The 21,485-nt window shown below is 37.9% G+C and carries 15 protein-coding genes; 9 read left to right on the top strand and 6 right to left on the bottom strand.

The window, feature by feature from the left end; all coding sequences use genetic code 11:
* The 4 genes from IPP64_00765 to IPP64_00750 all read right to left on the bottom strand — a co-directional run bounded on the left by IPP64_00765 (position 1) and on the right by IPP64_00750 (position 6,958).
* A complete protein-coding gene (locus tag IPP64_00765; protein ID MBL0327966.1) occupies positions 1-1,017 on the bottom strand; it encodes a PorP/SprF family type IX secretion system membrane protein in 1,017 nt (338 codons plus the stop codon).
* Positions 1,014-1,379, bottom strand: coding sequence for a gliding motility-associated C-terminal domain-containing protein (locus IPP64_00760; GenBank protein MBL0327965.1), 366 nt, complete (start codon positions 1,377-1,379; stop codon positions 1,014-1,016). The genes IPP64_00765 and IPP64_00760 overlap by 4 nt, the downstream gene beginning before the upstream one ends.
* Positions 1,379-4,996: a gliding motility-associated C-terminal domain-containing protein gene (locus IPP64_00755; GenBank protein MBL0327964.1), complete on the bottom strand. Its 3,618-nt coding sequence runs from the start codon at positions 4,994-4,996 to the stop codon at positions 1,379-1,381. Before IPP64_00755 ends, IPP64_00760 begins: the two co-directional genes overlap by 1 nt.
* Positions 4,997-5,068: 72 nt before the next feature.
* Positions 5,069-6,958 (bottom strand): tetratricopeptide repeat protein, encoded by a 1,890-nt coding sequence (locus IPP64_00750; GenBank protein ID MBL0327963.1) that lies wholly within the window; start codon positions 6,956-6,958, stop codon positions 5,069-5,071.
* A gap of 115 nt (positions 6,959-7,073) precedes the next feature.
* Between IPP64_00750 and IPP64_00745 the strand changes: the two genes are divergently transcribed.
* The 9 genes from IPP64_00745 to IPP64_00705 all read left to right on the top strand — a co-directional run bounded on the left by IPP64_00745 (position 7,074) and on the right by IPP64_00705 (position 18,880).
* Positions 7,074-10,775: a GHKL domain-containing protein gene (locus IPP64_00745; GenBank protein ID MBL0327962.1), complete on the top strand. Its 3,702-nt coding sequence runs from the start codon at positions 7,074-7,076 to the stop codon at positions 10,773-10,775.
* Between the two features lie 94 nt (positions 10,776-10,869).
* Positions 10,870-11,277 (top strand): cobalamin B12-binding domain-containing protein, encoded by a 408-nt coding sequence (locus IPP64_00740; GenBank protein MBL0327961.1) that lies wholly within the window; start codon positions 10,870-10,872, stop codon positions 11,275-11,277.
* A 10-nt stretch (positions 11,278-11,287) separates the two neighbouring features.
* Positions 11,288-12,067 (top strand): enoyl-CoA hydratase/isomerase family protein, encoded by a 780-nt coding sequence (locus tag IPP64_00735; GenBank protein MBL0327960.1) that lies wholly within the window; start codon positions 11,288-11,290, stop codon positions 12,065-12,067.
* Between the two features lie 6 nt (positions 12,068-12,073).
* A complete protein-coding gene (locus IPP64_00730; GenBank protein MBL0327959.1) occupies positions 12,074-13,549 on the top strand; it encodes a polysaccharide biosynthesis C-terminal domain-containing protein in 1,476 nt (491 codons plus the stop codon).
* Complete coding sequence (gene dut / locus IPP64_00725) at positions 13,546-13,980, top strand: dUTP diphosphatase (GenBank protein MBL0327958.1); 435 nt, start codon at positions 13,546-13,548, stop codon at positions 13,978-13,980. The genes IPP64_00730 and dut overlap by 4 nt, the downstream gene beginning before the upstream one ends.
* 25 nt (positions 13,981-14,005) lie before the next feature.
* Positions 14,006-15,007 carry an NTP transferase domain-containing protein gene (locus IPP64_00720; protein ID MBL0327957.1) on the top strand — a complete coding sequence of 334 codons (1,002 nt, stop codon included), beginning with the start codon at positions 14,006-14,008 and terminating at the stop codon, positions 15,005-15,007.
* Positions 15,008-15,014: 7 nt separating this feature from the next.
* Positions 15,015-16,784: a tetratricopeptide repeat protein gene (locus IPP64_00715; GenBank protein MBL0327956.1), complete on the top strand. Its 1,770-nt coding sequence runs from the start codon at positions 15,015-15,017 to the stop codon at positions 16,782-16,784.
* On the top strand, positions 16,777-17,655 hold the full coding sequence (locus IPP64_00710; GenBank protein ID MBL0327955.1) for a DUF4292 domain-containing protein: 879 nt from the start codon (positions 16,777-16,779) through the stop codon (positions 17,653-17,655). The genes IPP64_00715 and IPP64_00710 overlap by 8 nt, the downstream gene beginning before the upstream one ends.
* Complete coding sequence (locus IPP64_00705) at positions 17,624-18,880, top strand: peptidoglycan DD-metalloendopeptidase family protein (protein ID MBL0327954.1); 1,257 nt, start codon at positions 17,624-17,626, stop codon at positions 18,878-18,880. Before IPP64_00710 ends, IPP64_00705 begins: the two co-directional genes overlap by 32 nt.
* A gap of 3 nt (positions 18,881-18,883) precedes the next feature.
* On the opposite strand, the gene IPP64_00700 is transcribed toward IPP64_00705, so the two are convergent.
* The gene (locus tag IPP64_00700) at positions 18,884-19,876 is read right to left on the bottom strand and encodes a type IX secretion system membrane protein PorP/SprF (GenBank protein ID MBL0327953.1); all 993 of its coding nucleotides are present in this window, start codon (positions 19,874-19,876) and stop codon (positions 18,884-18,886) included.
* Positions 19,866-21,485: a PD40 domain-containing protein gene (locus tag IPP64_00695; GenBank protein ID MBL0327952.1), complete on the bottom strand. Its 1,620-nt coding sequence runs from the start codon at positions 21,483-21,485 to the stop codon at positions 19,866-19,868. Before IPP64_00695 ends, IPP64_00700 begins: the two co-directional genes overlap by 11 nt.

The raw sequence follows: 21,485 nt of genomic DNA, 5'->3' as shown, positions 1-21,485 counted from the left end.
CTACATATAAATTGGACAAACACGTTTCTTCGCAATAAACGGAGTAACTTTTTTGAAAATATAGATCACCGAAATTTCAAAGCCTCCTCTACGATTTGTGGCTTCAATTAACTTGGATGTGTTGATGTCATAACTTACTCCAACATTAAAATTTTTATAGTCCATGTTCGCAACTAATATAAATGCATCCTTCATCCGGTAAAACCCACCGAGTGATACGGCTGTTGTCATTCCATTAATCGGTTTTAAATGATATTTGCCAAACAATCCAACAACTGTTTCTTGAAATTTGCCTTGTCGTTGATACATTATAGAAGGCAATACATCCAATTGGGCTGCAACCGGAAATTCTGCAATACCGCTTACGCATGTTTTCATATCCAAACGAATGTCGTCATTATTAAAAAACGATTGTTTCGGACGATTTAGGTGAAGAACGGACACGCCAACATTTACAAGCGTTCGGTGATTTTTTCTCCAGAGATAGGCAATTCCACCTCCTAGATCAAAATAGGTCATCCGTGTTTTCGGAAAGTTTTCTCCACTTGATAATGAAGCATTGTAAGCATCACCATCGTATTGATTGTCGAAAGTAAGTGCTGATAAGTTGAAACTTTTTGTCGTTATTCCCGGCTGAATTCCCAGCGAAACAAAGTGTGTAGAATCCTTATTCAGTTTTTTTATGTATGCTCCCGAAACCAGTATCTGTGTTGTAGTAAATTTTGAGTCTCCCGATTTGTCTGTATTAACAATAAGTCCGGCAGCAGGTACATCCTTTTCCAATTTTGTTTTTAAACGCGTGTCAGCTGCGAAAGAAAATGTTCTGTAGGGAACAGGAATAACAGACCATTGACTTCTAAAATTTCCAACAAAGCGCCAATCGCCATCAAACAAGCCTGTTTGGGCAGGATTTAGATTTTGTGGAGAAGCATTAAACTGAGAATAATGAATGTCTTGAGCACTCAGAAAACCGGTGCTTAAGACAAATAAAAAGAGTATGATCTTGTATTTTTTCATTTTCTTACTAGGGTTGTGCTCCCTTGTTTTTTTAGTTCTTCCCCATTATTGCATTTCACAATTAAATACCAATAATAAACTCCCTCTTTAGCGTCTTTGTTTTTATATCTTCCATCCCAACCATCGCTCTGATAGTTTGTTTCAAACATTTTTTCTCCCCACTTATTAAATATTATAAAATTAAACTCACTTATCTTAAATGCGCTAGCATATAATACATCGTTTTCACCATCAGCATCCGGTGAAAAACTCTCCGGAACGATTAGCTCTTCTTTAGAACATTTCTTTGCCTGCTTTTGAGAATAGATGTTAACAGCCCAGAAGTTCAGAAACAAAAAGAGTACAATCTGGTTTGTCTTCATTACCTAATTAATGTTGTATTTCCTTGTTTTTTTAGTTCACCTCCATTATAACATTTTGCTCTTAAATACCATGCAAATACGGCAGGATCCGCTTTCATGCCTTTATAAATTCCATCCCAACCAACCGTTTGGCTGTTTGTTTCAAACACCATTTCACCCCAACGATTATAAACAGCAAAGTACATTTCGGTAATCATGTTTCCTCGTACAAATAAAATATCGTTTTGTCCATCCCCATTCGGAGTAAACGTATTGGGGACAAAAACATCTGCCGGATCGCATTGCATCGATACAACATAAATGGTTACGGTTGCTGTTTTCGGACAGCCCAAAGAGTCTGTAATCGTCACCGTATACGTTGTTGTAACCGTAGGCGAAGCAATCGGATTAAACGAAGTTGGGTCGCTGAGTGAAGCAGATGGGCTCCATAAAATTGACAGTGTTGTATCGGTGATTGCGTGGATGATTGTTGTTTCACCCGCACTTAGTGTATCGTCATCTACTGTTGCAGAAAGCAAAAATGTAGAAGGATCCGAAACAAAAATGGTTGTTGTAAGCACCTGAATACACGTATCACCTAAACCATTTACAGTTGATATTGAAACCGTATAGGTGGTTGTAGAATCAGGATTTGCCATCGGGTTGGGAATGGTGGTACCGCTTAAACCGGTTGAAGGCGACCACAAATACGCAAAACCTCCTGTTGCCAGAAGTTGTGCTGTATTTCCTTCACAAATAGAAATATTTGGATTAACCGTAACGGGTGTCGCTCCAACAAAATTGACGGTAACATCCGTGGTGTCGGTACATCCATTTATATTGGTTGTTATAAGAGAAACCACATATGTTCCGGTGGTATCGTATAAATGAGCAGGGTTTTGAAGTGTTGATGTATTTCCATCATCAAAATTCCAAAGCCAAGAAACGGGTCCAACAGCGGATGAATCGCTGAATGTAACTTGATTGGTACAAGGTACTGTTACAAAATCAAAATCGGCTGTAATCGGAGGATACACCGTTACATATTGAAAAGCGGTATCCCACAAGTTACAGCTGGAAGGATCGTTCACATAGAGTTCAACTAAATACGTTCCTGGAGTTGGATATACTCGGATCGGATTCACATCTGTGGACGTAGTGTCGCCTCCACCAAAATTCCACATATACGATGATCCGGCTGAACTTTGGTTATCAAATTGAACAGTGAGCGGTGCGCAACCATCCAAATAATCCAATGTAAAGTTTGCATCGGCAATCGCCACTTGAAAATCGAATTTAAACGTTCCATTGTTGCAATTCGAATTCATGTTGATTCCTGTTGAAGGCACACCGGGGGTGAAAGGTGTGTAAATCGGACTGGTATATGGCCATGAACCAGGAGTTACAGGAAAATCATCATTGCCGCCACATCCTGCACAAACCGATTGGTAAATAATTCCCTTTTTATCAAAGCGGCTTGTTCCTCCATCCACATGTTCCCAGCTACTCGCTCCACCAAAATAAGTTGCATACAGCAAAGATGTTGCGTTGGTGGAAAGCACCATTAAATAAAAATTATGTCCATCTGTGGTCGGTTGGATAGCATCTGCAGTAACGGGCATTCCGGTTGTACTTGTAATGGGTGGTACAATTTTTCCACCCCAACCGGAAATGTAAATGTTTTCACAATAATCGATTAGAAAGGCCGAAGGAGAAATATTTGGAATACCACCACCGTTACCAAAAACGGTAGAAAAGATAAGGGTGCTGAGCGACTCATTCATTTTTGTAATGAACTGGCCACTACCGGGATTGTTGTAAACGCCAGCTGTTACAGGCATCGGCCCTTCTGTTTGTCCAACCACATACACATCATTGTCTTTGTCCAATTGCACAAAATAGCATTGATCGTAGGCGCCTGTACCCCAATAAGTAGAAGATAAGATGGCGGAACCATCATTTTTTATTTTTGTAATGTAGCCATCTGCTTTCCCTGCGCCATACGTTGGTTGTAAAACACCTGCAGTTGTTGGGAAATTGTTACTTCGGGTTCCACCAGTAATAAAAACATTGGTTGAATCATCAATCGACAAAGCGTATCCGGCATCGTTGTGACTGCCACCCAAGAATGTGCTCCAGATCAGAGTAGAAAGTGTGCTGTTAAACTTGAACGCTACTGCATCTTGTTTTCCACCCAGTGTGTTGTCAAATGCACTCACTGTTGGAAAGTCTCCGGAGCGTGTAGAGCTTGCGATATAGGCGTTTCCGAATTGGTCAACATTGATTTCCCCACGAAACTGATCTCCATAATTGTATTGCAAGGAGTCAGATGGAAACTCATAAACAGCGGGAGGTCCGGCAGAAAAAAGAACACTGTCGTTGTTCACATTTACACCATCATTCAATCCACCACCAATGTAGGTTGATGCTAAGAGCGATGTTCCTGTGGAATTAAATTTCGCAACATAAATATCGGTTCCATTGTCAAAGTAACTTCCGTTATATACAAACCGCAAAAGAATTCCTCCATTGAATGTTGTATCGTAAGCTGTGGAAGTAACAGGGAAATCAGACGATCCTGTAGCTCCGTAGAGAAACAAATCATTCGATCCGTCAACGACCAAACTAGTCACAATTTCTGTACTTGTAGCACCTCCAATGTAAGTAGAGTATTGCAAAAAAGTTCCGGACGAATCGTATTTTGTAACCACAACATCTGTTCTTCCATAAGCTGTTGCGCCATTAAAGGTAACATCATAAGCCCCAAGGGTTGTTGGGAAACCAACGTCAAAACAGGTTCCGCCAGAATATAAGTTCCCATCAGCATCATATGTTGCTGTCATTCCAAAATTGTCGGCAGTAGAGCCGGAGGAGCAGGCAAAAACCAAAATCGGGTCAATCACTAATTCGTAGCCCTTATCATATCCTCTCGGAAAAGAAAAACTTACCTTGTTGTTACTTAATATAAATTCACATGGCACCTCCACACGTTTCCCGCCAATCCATTGATAGGCGTATGGGTGCTGTTCCGTCATTTCATTTACGCTGGTTTTTAATAGCAAGGCACCTTTTTCAAGTGTGATTTTGTCTAAGCCTTCATAATACAAAACAATATTATTGGGATCGGCCATTGGCGCCACAAACAAGTTATACTTTAAACTGTTTTCAAGTCCAAGTACTTGTAAATTAATTCCTGTGTAAAGATTTTTGTAATTTACTTCACGGTAATTTTTAGCACCGCCCACCCACTTTTTTTTATCTTTTCCCAAATAAAAATTGCAATAATCGGAGGTTTTTTGAGTAGAAGAGGTTTCAACCGTTTTTAATGCATTTAAAAAGGTCATTCGAAAGGCGTGTGAACGAACAGGTGAGCCGGAAGGCTTATTACTCTTGCCCATGTGATTATTCCGTAGCGTTTCTTTGTCGTAAAAGTTATAGGTAAACGCGTTTTTTTCAAGAAACAAAACTCCACCATCCAATTGGGCGCGATAGACTACTTTTTTATCCCACTGATTTTTATTTTCTGTAAATTTTATAGCGCTTTGTGATTCGTTGTTGCTTTTCACTTGAGCATTGCTGCACAAAACAAACAGGCATAAAAAAAAGGAAAGAATATATTTTTTACCTGTAAACGACATTTTAAAAGAGTAGTTATGGATTCGAAATACAATGTTATAACCAAAAATAGTAATAATTTTTCGCTTTTCAAACTATTGTGCCGGTATCGCCAACAAGCCTTTTTGGGCTTCTGCGTGATCCGGTTTATATTTTAATGTTTGTGTCCATGCATTTTTTGCTTTCACAAAATCTTTGTTCGTAAAACAAGCGCCACCTAAGTTATACCAATACTCCACATTTGTGGAGTCGATGCTGATTGCTTTCTCAAGCCAGACAATCGCTTCGGGGATGTTTTGTGCACCAATCGTCATTCCTTGATTGAAGTAGGTTGCACCTAAAAGCTCTATGTTTCTTTTGACAAAAGGGTTGTTCGGATAAATCTCTTTTGCTTTGTCCCAATTTGCTTTTGCTTTGTCATACTCCTTTAACTTAAAATAACCTACACCAAGGTTTAAGTAGCCGTTAACGTATTTGTCGTGGATACTCACGGCTCGACTTAAATGATATATTCCTTTGTTTATAAGCGCTATTTCTTGCGTTTTGTTCTCAGGCATTTCAGAAAGGTCGATGTATGCTTTTCCTGCATTCCCGTTTACCAATGCACTATTGGGAACTGTTGCTGCATCTGCGATAAAAAGAGTTTTATCGTTTTTCCATTCTGCATTTCTGTTTATTGTTTTTGCGCCACACCACAAAACCAGCAGCGAGGCGAGGCTCAAACCAATTACCTTTTTTGTTTGAACAGCTTTTATTTTTTCGGAAATCCAAACAATGAAAACGGCCATTGCTATTGCAAAACCAAAGGAAGAATGATATACCATCCGTTCGCCCATCGTTGCACCGACATTAAAAATCAAGTTGGATATTAAAAACAGGTGCAACAAATAAAACGCAATAGCAAAGGACAAGATGTTGCGTTTAAAAAACAAAACAACTGCGGCTACACAAAGTGAAACATGAATAACAATAGATAACCAAACACCGGCAGAACTAAAATTTGCAAATGGTATGGTACTGTAGGAATAATCGCTGGAAAGCGGTGTTGGATAGAACAGCAATTTTAAATAACGCAACAACACTTCAATTTTAGTAGCAAGTTTTTCTGGTTGTGAAGCATATAAATATGGGTTGTTCAACACATCCGGGTTTTCAAATTTCGCTCCTGCTCCAACAATTTTAAAGCGGATTAGCAAATAAACAAGTGCTACTAAAAAATATGGTAAGGCAACTAAAATTGATTTTATAAAGGTTTCATTCAATACGATGTAAACCAACATCGGAATTAAAATCAACAATGTGATGGCGTATTCTTTTGAGAGAAGAGCTAAAAAATAAAACAAGAGCCCGACCGCGAGCTGGCGTTTACTGCCGGTTTCCCGATATTTAAAAACTGAAATAAAGGTAAGCACAATAAACAATAGGGATAAAATTTCATCTCTACTCTTCACATTGGCAACCACTTCGGTATGCATTGGGTGAATCAAAAAAATTAAGCATGCAACAAATGCAACAAGGTGATTTTCTTTAAAAATGTATTTTCTAAGGAAATAGAGCAACAACACAATTGACAATAAATAGTACACGACATTCATGAAATGTCTGACCGTTGCCGCATCGTCCGGAGGCTTAACCTTTTCGCTGCTTCCGAAAAACTGCTGTTCAATTGCAAATGTGACAACAGAAAGCGGACGATATCTTCCTCCTTCGAGCTGTTGTTTTGCCCCCATGTGTCTGTAAAAACTTTCGTAAGCATCCGTGCTTAATATCTTAAAAATGCCACCAAAACCATCTTGAACATAATCGTTGTTTTGTATGACAATTCCGTCATCCAAGGCGTATTCATTTGAAAAAGAATTTGCATAAAAGATAAACCCAATCACAACAAGTACGATTGCTTGCATTTTAAAGCTCCACCAGTTATAACCTTCGGCTTTTTCAATTGACAATGCTGGCGATTCTTTTTTTACTTTTTGACGAGACATATTCTTTGGTACAATTTCTGTGGCTGAAAGTGCCTTGTTTATTTATTTTATTCGCACCTTTGTTATTCGTGATGTTCTGTTTTCGTAAGCACTAAATGTATTAATAATAATTTTCTTGAAAAAGTTTTTTAAAAATAAATATTCTCTTTTTCTTTTTTCCTTTGTTTTTTTTGCTACTGGGGCGCTACTTTATTCTGCATTTTCAGATGGAGCCGCACCCACGATTAGTGTTTTTGAAAAGGTTTTGCACGAAAAAGAAATTCGGTTAAATACCGAAATGCTTTCCTTAGCAAAACGAGCAGAAACAGAAAGCTACAATGAACTTTTTACCAAAAGTCCGGGCTATTACAGCCAGCTGATGAATGATGAAGGCATTGCTTTGCTCATCTATGAAAATGACACATTAAAATTTTGGAGCGACAATTCAATTGCTGTTGAAAACTGGGTAAAAGAAGTTTGCTTGGATTCAAAAATGGCAAAGCTCCATAATGGTTGGTTTGAAGTGGTGCGCCCACATACAAACGCAACAACAACAAAAGCGATTGTTGGCTTGGTGCTTATTAAAAACGAATACCCCTATCAAAATAATTATTTAGTAAATGAGTTTCAGAAAGATTTTGCGCTTCCTGCTGCCACCAAACTGATTACGGATAATCCCAATGCCAGCAACGGTATTAAAAACTTTTCCGGCAACTATCTGTTTTCGCTGGAGTTTAATCCTGCCAATAATTCTGTTTCGTTTGCTACGTATCTTTCTGTTTTTCTAAGTCTGTTGGGATTTCTTTTTTTTATTGTCTTCCTTAAAGCCTTCTTCCGAGATCTATTTTCGAAACAAGGAAAAAATTTTTCAACCATTATTTTTCTCCTCAGCATTGTTTTGATACGCTATTGCTCACTAATTTTTGGCGTTCCCGAAAGTTTTTACTCATTTGACCTTTTTAGCCCGACCATCTTTGCAAATGCCAATTCCATTTGGTTGACGTCCTTAGGTGATTTGTTGCTCAATGTAATTCTATTGTTTTATTTAACGTATACCTTCTTTAGTGATTGTGAATTTGATGCGCTTGTAAATCGTTTACAACGCATCAATAAACTGATTATCTCTTTCACTTTTTTCCTTGCCTTTTTTTGGTTTTCATGGCTTATCAATGGTTTGTTTACCGGATTGATTAAAAATTCAAACATCCCATTCGGTATAAATAATTTGTTTACACTTAACCAATACAGCTATGTTGGCATTGTTATTATTGGACTTTTATTATTTATCTATTTTTTGTTTGCCGACAAACTTGTTTCGGTTTTAAAACAGCTGCGACTAAACAATAAGCAGTATTTTTTCGTTTTTGTTGTCTCGTCAGGTGTACATATTCTCATCTCACATCTACTTGGAAACCTTGATTTAATTGTAATTTTTTGGCCATTCCTCTTGGTTCTATCCATCGCGTTAATCAAGCGTAAACAAATTATATATCCGTTTTCGAGCATTATCTTTTTGGTCTTTTTGTTCTCACTATATTCTGTACATATTTTCATAAAACATTCCGGCCTAAAAGAAGTAGAAAGCAGGAAAATCTATGCGGAGAAGTTGGCTGCAGAGCAAGACCCTGTTGCAGAATTACTCTTTAAAGAAGTAGAAAACAAACTGCAAGCAGACACCATCCTTTTATCCCTTGTAAATGGTTTAGAAAAGCAGCCGGAAGCATTTGAAAAAAGAATCAAACAACAATACTTTAGTGGGTTCTGGGAAAAATACGATGTGCATGTCGCCCTTTTTGATAGCGCTTGTGCTCCAATTATTCGTTCGCAAAATCCCTTGTTTGACAACAACTTCTATTTTGATGAATTGATTGAAAAGCGCGGCCAACAAACGACCTGTGAGGGTTTTTACTTTATCAACAACTCCTCCGGCAAGATCAGTTATCTGGCAAAACTTCCGCTTTATAAATCGGCAAACTCAAAATACGGAACCATTTATGTGGAGTTGGATGCAAAATTTATTTCCGATGAAATTGGTTTCCCGGAACTGTTACTCGATAGAAATGTCGGGCTCTCTCAAGAGTTGAGTAACTATTCATATGCGAAATATAAACACAATCAACTCTTAAACCAATACGGGAAATACGCGTACCATTTAACTGCTTTCGATTTTAAAATTTCCTCCGAAGATTTTATTTTTCAAAATAAAGACGGATTCAACCACTTGCTTTATCGTCCCAATCCGGAAACACTGGTGGTGTTAAGCAAAAGAAACGAAGGGCTCATCGGAAAGGTGACAACCTTCTCCTATTTATTTGCTTTCTTTAGTTTGCTGCTTTTGTCGATTTTATTTTTTCGTCAAGTTTCGTTAGGCCGTTTATTAGAAAATTTTAGTTTTAAATACCGTATTCAAGTGCTGTTGGTGTTGATTGTTTTGGCGTCTCTTGCCTTGTTTGGTGGTGGAACAATTTATTATATCAAACAACAATTTGAAGTAAAAAACCAAGAAAACATCAGCGAAAAAATACATTCTGTTTTGATTGACTTGGAGAGTAAATTGTCGACAGAAACGATTTTAAACAAAGGGCTAACAGAATATGTGTCGTTCACGCTTAAAAAATCTTCTTCTGTTTTTTTTACTGACATCAACTTTTATGATGTAGAAGGAAACCTTTACGCTTCCTCCCGTTCAAAGGTTTTTGATGAAGGGTTGACGTCTAAAAAAATGAACCCTGAAGCCTATTTACAAATTGCTGTTTTAGGAAAATCCGAATTTATTCATGACGAGCGGATTGGGAAACTGGAGTATTTGTCGGCCTACATTCCTTTTAAAAACAAAGATGGCAAACTGCTCGCCTACTTGAATCTTCCTTATTTCGCAAAGCAGAGCGAGTTGGAAAAAGAGATTTCCGGATTCTTGGTGGCGTTGATAAACATCTATGTATTATTGTTTGCGCTATCAATTGTAACAGCCATCTTCATTTCAAATTATGTAACAAAACCGCTTAAATTAATTCAAGACAAGCTGAGTAAAATAAAGCTCGGAACCACCAATGAACCCATCGAGTGGAAAGAACATGACGAGATTGGAAACTTGGTTAGCGAATACAACCGGATGATTGCGGAACTATCGAAGAGTGCGGATTTGTTAGCCAAATCTGAACGAGAAAGCGCTTGGAGAGAAATGGCAAAACAGGTGGCACATGAAATTAAAAATCCGTTAACACCAATGAAGTTAAGTGTTCAACACTTGCAACGCACTTGGAAAGATGATGGACCGGATATGGATGAAAAAATGGAGCGTTTAACCAAAACAATCATTGAACAAATAGACACACTTTCGTCCATTGCAACAGAGTTTTCCAACTTTGCGAAAATGCCAAAAGCCAATTTAGAAAAAACGAACATCAAAGATGTTATTACAAATACAATTGCTTTGTTTCATGATTCTGAAAATTTGGCAATTGTTTTCGAAACGAAAATAGATTCAGACGTATTTGTTTTTGCCGATAAAGAACAACTTTTGCGTGTTTTCAATAATCTCATCAAAAATGCTGCGCAAGCCATTCCGGAAAATCGAAAAGGAAACATTGTTGTTGCATTAACCCAAGAAAAGCAAAATTTTTTAGTTTCAGTCACCGACAATGGAAACGGCATTGACGATGATGTGTTGGACAAAATTTTTGTTCCAAATTTCACGACTAAAACCGGAGGAATGGGTTTAGGATTGGCAATGGTAAAAAACATTGTTGAAACCATTAACGGAAGAATCTGGTTTGAAACGAAAACAGGAGTTGGAACCACATTTTATGTTTCATTGCCTTGTTATCAGGAAGACTAGTTTTTCCTTTCTTTTTTCAGGTTTTTTCTTCTAGTAAAAACCCACATTCCAAGCAATACATTTTGTATATTCGTATCCTATAATTTTTGTTATTATGAACAGACCAATACGTGTTTTAGTTGCTAAAGTAGGACTTGATGGACATGATCGCGGTGCAAAGGTGATTGCTTCTTTTTTGCGTGATGCAGGAATGGAAGTAATTTATACCGGACTGCGTCAAACACCCGAAATGGTTGTAAACGCTGCCTTACAAGAAGATGTAGATGCAATCGGTGTCAGCATTTTGTCAGGAGCACACAATACCGTTTTCCCTAAAATAATGGGCTTGATGAAAGAAAAAGGGTTAAATGATGTGTTGTTAACCGGAGGAGGAATTATTCCGGATAACGACATACAAAACCTCAATAAATTGGGCGTTGGAAAGCTTTTTCCTCCGGGAACCGACACCAAAGAAATCATTGAATACATCACAAACTATGTTAAAGAACACAGAAACTTTTAATTCTTCCGTTATGACCTTCGAGAACCTTTTAACTCAAATAGAAAATAATATTTTAACGATTACCATTAATCGTCCGGATAAACTTAACGCGCTCAATAAAAAAACGGTAGAGGAAATTGGCGTGGCTGTAAAAAATGGCGAAACCAATAATGATGTAAAAGCAATTATCATAACCGGAGCTGGACCAAAATCATTTGTTGCGGGTGCCGATATTGCTGAGTTTGTTGGTCTTTCTGTTGAACAAGGAAAAGCATTGGCACAAGCAGGACAAGGTGTTTTTAAACAAATTGAAAACTGTTCGAAACCTGTAATTGCTGCTGTAAATGGGTTTGCTCTAGGTGGTGGCTGCGAATTATCAATGGCTTGTCATTTGCGAATTGCTAGCGACAATGCAAAATTCGGTCAGCCAGAGGTTAACCTTGGTTTGATTGCCGGATATGGCGGAACACAGCGGTTAATTCAATACATAGGAAAAACAAAAGCAATGGAATTGCATATGACAGCAGATATGATTAATGCGGAGCAGGCTTTGAATTTGGGATTAGTAAATTATGTTGTTCCCCAAGATCAGCTGATGGCAAAGTGTTCTGAGGTAATCGAAAAAATAAAAACAAAGTCACCAAAAGCAATCACCGGGGTGATTAACAGCGTGAATGCTTACTTTGAAGAAGGAGTAAATGGTTTTGATGCCGAAATAAATGAATTTGGAAAATGTTTCGCAACAGAAGACTTTAAAGAAGGGACGTCTGCCTTTTTAGAAAAACGCAAAGCGAATTTTACAGGAAAATAATTCAGATTGAGCCCTTTAAAAAAACTTGCTTCTCAAACAGCCATCTATGGCCTTCCTACGATTGTCGGACGGCTGTTGAATTACTTTCTTACACCGATTCATACTACCCAATTTCCTAATCCGGCAGAATACGGTGATGTCACTTCTGCTTATTCCTATGTTTCTTTCCTGCTAATTTTTCTGACTTATGGAATGGAAACCACGCTTTTCCGTTTTTCTCAATCCGAAATTGAAAAGGAAAAAGTGTATTCTACTGCACTGACTTCTCTGTTAATTTCTTCGTCCTCTTTTATAGTTTTAGCGTGTTTGTTTGCTGCACCTATTTCGGATTGGCTCAAATTTGAAGGGCATCCAGAATACATTATCTGGTTCGCAGTCATTCTGGGATGCGATGCCTTCTCTGCTATACCGTTCGCAAAGTTGCGCGAACAAGGGAAAGCCAAGCGTTTTGCAATTATAAAATCCATAAACATTGCAATCAATATTGGATTGAATGTTTTCTTCGTTTGGTTTTGTAAAGACGTGTATGATGCTCCGGAATCAGACTACAAAGCATTTGTAGAAAAAATTTATGACCCAACAATTGGCATCGGATATATTTTTATTTCCAATCTATGCGCTAGCGTAATTACTCTTCTGTTGTTAGGTCCTGAGATTTTAAACGTTAAATGGAAGATTGACCCAGAGCTTTGGATGCGCATGATGAAATATGGGTTGCCGCTACTTATTGCAGGAATGGCGGGAATGATTAACGAAACACTCGACCGTACCATTATTCCTCACCTCATCCCTGGTGAGCTTGGAAAAAGCATGAACGGAATTTATGGCGCTTGTTACAAGGTTGCTATTCTTATGACCATCTTTATTCAGGCGTTTCGATTTGCTGCAGAACCTTTCTTTTTCAGTCAATCGAAAGAAAAAGATTCGAAGGAAACGAACGCCATCATCATGAAATATTTTGTACTCATTTGCTCTGTCATCTTTCTTGGTACAACCATGAATCTTCCTTGGATACAATATTTTGTTGGTGAAAATTACCGTGTAGGAATGAATGTGGTACCAATCCTTCTTCTTGCAAACCTCTTCCTTGGTATTTTCATTAATCAATCGATTTGGTATAAACTCACGGGGCAAACAGGTTATGGTGCTTTGCTCACCATTTTTGGCGCAATTATCACCATTTCACTTAACTTTTACTGGATTCCGCGCATTGGATACCTCGGCTCTGCTTGGGCCACGCTTATTTGTTATGCCAGTATGATGGTTCTTTCCTACTTCTTGGGTAATAAACATTACCCTGTTAATTACGACCTTAAACGAATCTTCACTTACTTGGGTTTATCCTTAACTTTGTACTTTCTGACCCTTTTAATTCAAACGGAATCCGTGGCGATAAATCTGGTTGTGAATAATGTTTTTCTTGTCGGATTTATTTTGTTTGGGTGGAAAATGGAAAAGCATAATTTTAAAAAATTAACATGAAAATCAAAGTCATAAATAAATCAAAACACGAATTGCCGAGCTATGCAACAGGAGCTGCTGCCGGAATGGATTTGCGTGCAAATATTTCTGAACCGATTGTATTAAAATCTCTGGAAAGAACACTCGTTGCTACTGGTCTATTCATCGAATTACCCGTTGGCTTTGAAGCACAAATTCGTCCGCGAAGTGGGTTGGCGTTTAAAAACGGACTAACGGTTTTAAACTCTCCCGGCACAATTGACGCAGATTACAGAGGAGAAATCAAAGTAATTTTAGTAAACCTTTCGAAAGAAGATTTTATTATAAATGATGGTGAGCGCGTTGCTCAAATGGTAATTGCAAAACACGAACAGGCTGAGTGGCAAGAAGTGGAAGTACTTGAAGATAGTGCCCGAGGCGATGGCGGATTTGGAAGCACTGGTAAAAAATAAATTTAAAACACAGAAAACACTTTTTATGAAGATTATTATCCCGATGGCAGGAATGGGCAAAAGAATGCGCCCACATACGCTTACTACTCCGAAACCACTTATTCCGATTGCCGGAAAACCAATGGTTCAGCGCATTGTTGAAGACATTATAAAAGTTTGTGATGAAAAAGTGGATGAAATCGCTTTTGTGGTTGGCCGATTCGGAAAAGAAGCAGAAGACAACTTAATTGCTGTCGCAAAAAGCCTCGGTGCAAAAGGAAGTATTTTTTATCAAGATACTCCGCTTGGAACAGCACATGCGATTATGTGTGCCGAACCATGCGTAACAGGGAAAGTTGTTGTGGCGTTTGCTGATACCTTGTTTAAGGCTGATTTTAAAATGGACTCATCCCTAGAAGGAATCATTTGGGTTCAGAAAGTAGAAGACCCAAAGCCTTTTGGGGTAGTTAAAATTGATGCCAACAATGTTATCACCGATTTTGTTGAGAAACCACAAGAATTTGTTTCTGACCTTGCCATTATTGGTATTTACTACTTTAATGATGGCGATTATTTGAAACGAGAATTAAAATATTTGTTGGATAACGACATTAAAGAAAAGGGCGAATACCAGCTAACAAACGCTTTAGAAAACATGAAAGCGAAGGGAACGAAGTTCTCTCCCGGAAAAGTAACCGAGTGGTTGGATTGCGGTAATAAAGATGCAACCGTGTATACCAACCAGCGAATTTTAGAGTTTATAAAAGGTACGGATATTGTTGCTGCCTCTCATAAAAATAACAATTCAAAAATTATTGAGCCGTGTTTTATTGGTGAAAATGTACAGCTGATTGATTCGGTAATAGGGCCGCATGTATCAATTGGAAATAATTCCATCATCGAAAATTCGGTTGTGAAGAACAGCATCATTCAAACAAACAGCAAAATTAAAAATGCCGAACTGAGCAACGCAATGGTTGGAAACTTTTCGGAATATACAGGGAAGTCAAGCGATTTAAGTCTTGGCGACTACAGCACAATTAGATAAAACGATTTTGATAAACAAGAACTCCATTTTCTTTTATTTCTTTTCTAAAAACAAGACCTTTTTTTTGTTGTTGGTTCTTTTTGCTGTTGCTTGCAAAGCGCCCAAAAGCAGTCAGGAACAAGGTTCCGCAAAGGGCTCTGTTAAAGGTTCTGACAAGGATATTGTTCTGTTCAAGCGTTTTTTCTTTGACGCAAACAAAGAGCGCATCCTAGGAAACTACGATATGGCTGAAACGCTTTTTTCACAAGCGTTAAAAATCGACCCCAACAGTGCTGCAACCATGTACGAGTTGGCAAACATTTATTCTTTTCAAAACGACAAAAACAAAGCGCTCTATTACAGTAAAAAAGCGGCATCCATCGACCCCAAAAACGTGTGGTACCAGCTACTGTATGCAAGTTGTTTGAAAGAAAATAAAATGATTAACGAGGTGGCGACCGTGTATGAGCGATTAATAAAAGACAATCCCGACAACTTCGACTTTTATTACGAGCTGGCAAACGTTTATTTATACCTGAACAAAACAAATGATGCAGTAAAAATTTACAACCAAATTGAAGCGTCTATCGGTATTACCGAAGAAGCATCTATGCAAAAGCTGAAAATCTATAAGCGCACCAATCGTTTTGAAAAAGCTGTAGAAGAAGCGAAAAAGCTCATTAAAACGTTTCCGAAAGAATCAAAATATTACGGCATACTCGGAGAGCTGTATCAGGAGAACGGCATGAACGAAAAAGCGTTCGAAGCATATACTGATTTAATTAAGCTGGATTCTACAAACGCTTATGTACACCTTTCGTTGGCAGATTATTACCGCAACATCAAACAAAACGACAAAGCCTTCCAGGAAATAAAAATTGCTTTTAAGAGTAAGGAGTTGGACATAGACACAAAGGTTAAAATCCTTTTGTCGTACTACGACATTACCGAAAATTTTCCTGATTTAAAGTCCGATGCTGATGAGTTGTGTAAAATTATTGTAGACGTGCACCCTGATGAAGCAAAAGCTTTTGCGGTTGCGGGGGATTTTTTATTTCGAGATAAAAAGTATGAATTGGCCCGAACACAATATCGAAAAGCCATTTCTCTTGACAAAGAAAAATATGCCTTGTGGAATCAGTTGTTGGTAATTGAATCAGAATTGAGTGATTTTGTTTCTATGGAAAAAGAAAGCAAAGAAGCAATGGAGCTGTTCCCTAACCAACCGCTTCCCTACTTCTTTAATGGTGTTGCCAATTATCAAATGAAAAAGTATGACGATGTTGTTTCTGTTTTGATGGAAGGAAAAGAGTTTGTTTATGACAATCGTCTTTTATTGGCTCAGTTTTATTCCACAATGGGCGATGCTCACAATCAACTTAAAAAACACGAAGAGTCAGATGCGGCCTACGACAAAGCATTAGAGCTTGATCCAACCAACGTTTCTGTATTAAACAATTATGCGTATTTCCTTTCGTTACGGAACAAAAATTTGGAAAAAGCAGAAACGATGTCGAAAAAATGTAATACGCTGGAGCCGAACAACAGCTCTTACCAAGACACGTATGGTTGGATTTTATACCAAATGAAAAAATACGATGACGCAAAAGTATGGATTGGCAAGGCAATTGATGGTGGTGGAAAAACAAACGGGACGCTTTTAGATCATTATGGCGACATTTTATTTCAACTAGGGGATACAGATAATGCGGTGAAGTTCTGGATAGATGCTAAAAAGTACGGTGGAGGGTCACCGTTAATTGACAAAAAAATTGCAGACAAAAAACTCTATGAATAAGTTTAATACTAACTTTTCTTTCATAAATGCAAGGCAACCGTCTTGGGTACTTTGTCTGTTCTTTTTAATTTCATTCTCCTTTTCCGCTTGTAAAACACAGAAAAAAATCACCCTAAACAACGGCAGATGCATTCTGGATTTTAAAAATGCACGAACCCTTTCCTCCAATTTAAAAGCAAACGAATTTAAGTTTGATCGTTTGAATGCAAAACTTTCAGCAGATGCAGAAATCGATAGCACCTCCGCTTCTTTCACGGTTACTTTGCGAATGAAAAAAGACAGCATTATTTGGATGTCCATTTCTAAACTCGGTATTGAAGGAGCCCGCGTTTTAATCACAAAGGATTCGGTAAAGCTATTGAACAGAATTAAAAACAGCTACTTTGTTGGCGACTTTGCTTATATCAGCAAACTTGTAAACACCGACCTTGATTTTGAAATGCTCCAGTCTATTTTAGTGGGTAATAGTGTTGAGTTTTACGATGAAGATGAAAAAATAAAACCGGGAATCGATAATTGTCAGTATACTCTGGGAACCATTCGCAAAAAGAGGCTTCGGAAAGTAATGGAAAAAGGTAAAGAGTTAAAGGAACCTGCACAAAGTATTTATATGGTTCCCGAAACGTTTAAAATTGCGAGAGTTCTATTCTATGAATTTGCTCCGGATCGAAGTTTCGATGCCGTTTATAGTCAATATGAACAAAAAGACTCTACGCAGCTGTTCCCGATGAAAATGAATTATACGATTCGGGCACAAAAAAACGTTAAGATAGACATCGCTTATAATAAAGTGGTTTTAAACGAAGAACAAACATTTCCTTTTAAGATCCCGGATAACTATGAAGCCATTACGATTAAAGAAAAAAAGTAGTTTCTTTTTGTTTCTTTTTCTTTTCTCTTTCGCATTGTTAAATGCTGGCTCTGCCTTTGCTCAAAAACAAACAAAAAAGGAATTAGAAAATAAAAAGAAGCAACTTCAAAAAGAAATTGAGCAAACGAATCAGCTACTTGCTGAAACGAAAAAAAACAAAAAACTTTCTCTGAATCAATTGGTGATGTTGAATAAAAAAATCAGCGCACGTGAAGAGTTAATTGCAACCATTAACAACGAAATTGCCGTTTTAAACAAACAGATAAGAGAAAACAACGAGTCGATTAACGGACTCCAAAAAGACCTCACCAAGTTAAAAGCAGAGTATGCTAAAATGATTTATTACGCCTATAAAAATCAAGATTCATACAGCCGATTGATGTTTGTTTTTGCGGCATCTGATTTTGAACAAGCCTATATGCGTTTGAAATATCTTCAACAATACAGCGAATACCGACACAAACAAGCCGAACGAATTATTTCTACAAAAAAACAGTTGAACGAAAAAGTTCAAGAGCTGGAAACAAAAAAATCTGATCAGCGCGTTTTGCTGGGCAGCGAAGAATCGGAAAAACAAAATTTAACGTCTGAAAAAACAGAGAAAGAACAGGTGTTTTCAGAATTACAACAACAGGAGAGCAAACTCAAAAAAGACCTTGAAAAGAAAAAGAAAGATGCACAAAAGTTGCAACAAGCCATTCAACGCGTTATCGAAAAAGAATTAGAAAAAGCACAGGCGCAGGCCGTAAAAGAAAACAAGCCGAAACCACAAAAACTGGTTTTAACTCCGGAGTCGCAACAGTTGTCCAACTCCTTTTCTAGCAATAAAAGCAAACTCCCTTGGCCTGTTGCAAAAGGTGTCATCAGTGAACGATTTGGTGTGCACCCACACCCATTAATGAAAGACATTGATATCAACAACAACGGTGTTGATATAACAACAAATAGCGGTGCACTTGCGCGAGCAGTTTTTGAAGGCGAAGTAAAGGCGGTGGTAAGCATGCCGGGAGCCGGACAGTTTGTTTTGTTAAGACATGGTGAGTTTTTGACGATTTACTCCAATTTAAAGGATGTTTATGTTGCTGTTGGTGACAAAGTAACAACCAAGCAAAATATTGGCTCAGTGCTCCTGGATGACGATGACAATAAAACCGTCATGCACTTTGAAGTTTGGAAAGGCCAAACGAAATTAAATCCGGAAGACTGGTTGTATAAAAACAATTAGTTTTTAAAATTTCGGACAGCTTACATACACCCGCTTTCTCTTGCTTTTCTTTGCAATTTCATAAATAATAGAAAGCTCTGCTGCACCAAATGACTGTGCTGCCAAACGTGAAAGAGTAACATCATAACTCAATCCGATGCGCATATCGTAATCTTTGATGTCCAAGCCCACCAAAAAGCTAAGTGCATCCGTATTCGGATACGCTGGTTCGTAGTGCTTCAATGGCAATCCACGATACCACACACCCAAACTGATGGGTGAATAAAAATAATACGCACCAATATCTAACTGATCAAATTTATGTTGGTGGCGATAATTAAAAGCAGGAGCAAAATATTTTTCAAGAAAATTTCCTTTTTTAGAAATAATAAAACGATATCCTCCATGCATTGAAAATTTCATCGGTAAAGGGTTGCTCCCTTCTACGAGTGAAGTGTTGGGCTTATTGATGTTGTGAAGCGCAACCCCCGCCCACAACAGTCGTGTTGTATAAAGAGCGCCCACATTTGCGTTGATAAAATTAATTTTCGGGGTTACTTCCATATCGTTGGAGGAAGAAGAACCGGTATACAATTGATCGTTAAACGTTAACCGATTATAATCGTAATACTTACTGATATACCCCAGCTGCAAGCCCATGCGAATTTCTTTGAACTTTTGAACTTGGTAATAATAGGCATACGAAAGATTAAACCCGGTGGTTGTCAACAGCGATGTTCCTGCTCTGTCCCGCAAAATTTGAAGACCAACTCCGCTTTTTATTTCCGTCATGTTGTAATCGTATGAAATAGCAAACGTATTAAAGGCTTTAGTAATCCCGGGCCATTGATTTCGATAATTGGCAACAAAACGATGCTCAAATGTTGCACCCGTATAAGCAGGATTTAAAAAAATGGGATTCGCATAAAACTGCGTAAACTGCACATCTTGCGAAACAACCTTGATGGTTGCTATCGCAAAAAAACAGAGCAGGTAGTATTTAATTTTAGTTATCAAGTGTTTTAAATTCTAATGTTAATAGATCTACCTCCACCTCATAGTCTTCTTGTTCTACAAGTGGAATAAAGGGAATTGTAAGCGTTTGGTATCCTTTTGCTTCGGCAATAATTTTATACTTATCATACGGATTAACGGTAAAAACAAAACTGCCGGAACTGTTCGGCTTGTAGGTTCCAATTACTTTTTGTGTCACCTCATCATATACTGAAACAAGAACTTGCACCGGCTGATCCTGCTTTCTATCAAACACACAACGCCCTTTTTTAATACAGGTCTCGTTTTCTCCGTAACGCATGTCAATTAAAAAGATGTCATCACTTAAATAGTTTGGGTCGGTTTTGTCTTCGTTCAAAGAAGAAAAATAACCGTGTTTTCGGTCTGCACTAATCACAAAAAAGATATCGTCACCAACTGAGTTTATTGGGTATCCTAGGTTTTGCGGTTGACCAAATGTGAAATCGGAAAATGCGTCAGCTTTAAAAATATCATAGCCACCGATTGTATTGATTCCATTTGAACTAAAATATAAATACTGTCCGTTCGCAGAAAAGAAGGGTGCGTCTTCGTCATACTTCGTGTTGATGGTTGGGCCGAGGTTCTGAGGTGTACTCCACTTTCCGTTTGGCAATGTAACAATTCGGTATAAGTCTTTCCCTCCAAAGCCTCCCGGACGATCGGAGGTAAAAATAATCATTGTGTTATCATTGTTATTACACGCGCTCAACTCTTTAAATTCAGAATTAATTTCTTTACCTAACACAACTGGTTCTCCCCAGTTCTTTCCATTCCAAAAAGTAGAATACAAATCTCCACTGCTCAAATCTTCGCTTGTTCTAAAAATTAACATCTGTTGGGCGTCCGGAGACAAACTAACACAGGCATCGTGTTTTTCTGTGTTTACGGGACTTCCGATGTTTTCCGGTGTTGTCCAAGCACCATTCTCCTTGTAGGAAACATAAACGTCTTCATTGTAGTTTCCTAAAACATCTGTTTCTCCACCAACACTTCCTGGTCTGCGTGAAGTAAAAAACAATTTCGTTTCATCTGCAGAAATCAGCGGAACGTACTCCGGATACTTGGTGTTAATGGCTGCGCCCACATTTTTAATCAATGCTTTGTGGGGTTGCTGCATTTCGCTTTTTGCAAGTATCGACATTTGTATAAATCGATTTACTTCTTCATTGTTTTGTTCTCGTGATTTTTCATCAAATGATTTATAGCGATTATAATGTGCAATTGCTTCATCAAAGCGACAAGCAAGATGATAGGTTTTTCCCAAATAAAGTTGTGTATTTGCGAACGAACTTTTTTCTGCTTTTAATAGATAAGGAAGAATTTCATCCGGAAATTGCTTCAGCTTAAATTTACAGATAGCAATATTTAAATTAATTTCTTCGTTGAGTGAGTCGTTCGGTAAAATACTTAAATAAAGGGCTTCAGCACTTTTATAGTCTTCCATTTCAAAAAAATCGTCTGCTTCTTGTAGCTTTTTCTTAAACTGAAAACTATTTTTTGTCGACTGAGCAGCAACAACAGAACACGAAAACGCAAGAAGGAACAGCAACGCTATCCACCGGTTAATTCGTATTTCTTTATTTTTTATCAT

Source organism: Bacteroidota bacterium (assembly GCA_016722565.1).
Classification (GTDB): domain Bacteria; phylum Bacteroidota; class Bacteroidia; order 2-12-FULL-35-15; family 2-12-FULL-35-15; genus 2-12-FULL-35-15.
This window is presented reverse-complemented; position numbering and strand designations above follow the sequence as displayed.